The 496-nt window shown below is 38.9% G+C and carries 2 tRNA genes; both read left to right on the plus strand.

The features are described 5' to 3' along the window. Positions 1–6 precede the first annotated feature (6 nt). Positions 7–80 (plus strand) — tRNA-Ile (locus tag JMA43_RS13960). 178 nt (positions 81–258) lie between these two features. Continuing rightward, positions 259–332: transfer RNA gene (locus JMA43_RS13965), tRNA-Ala, on the plus strand. The last annotated feature ends 164 nt before the right edge of the window (positions 333–496 follow it).

Genomic DNA, 496 nt, shown 5'->3' on the forward strand with positions numbered 1-496 from the left:
TTAAACAGTCTCGTAGCTCAGCTGGTTAGAGCGCTACACTGATAATGTAGAGGTCGGCAGTTCGAGTCTGCCCGAGACTACAATAAGAGTCGAGGGAGGTAATTATGAAAATAGTTATCAAACGAGCATAAGTTCATTAAAAAATATTGAAGGAAATTCTAGAAGTTGGGAAACCAGTTTACAGTACGCAGTTGCAGTACGCAGTACATCAAATATAACTGATTACTGGATACTGAATGACTGACGACTAAAAAAAACGGGGGATTAGCTCAGCTGGCTAGAGCGCCTGCCTTGCACGCAGGAGGTCATCGGTTCGACTCCGATATTCTCCACAGCGGCAAAAAGTTGTTAACTGATGTAATTTTCAGTGGCGACACGCCACAAGTTCATTGACATATTGAGATAAAGAGATACGAGAATTTATATTTAATAAATTTAAGTAGACTATAGAGAAAAGAATCTTAAAAGGTTATAGATAATTGCACGATTATCTATA

The organism is Joostella sp. CR20 (genome assembly GCF_038433465.1).
GTDB lineage: Bacteria > Bacteroidota > Bacteroidia > Flavobacteriales > Flavobacteriaceae > Galbibacter.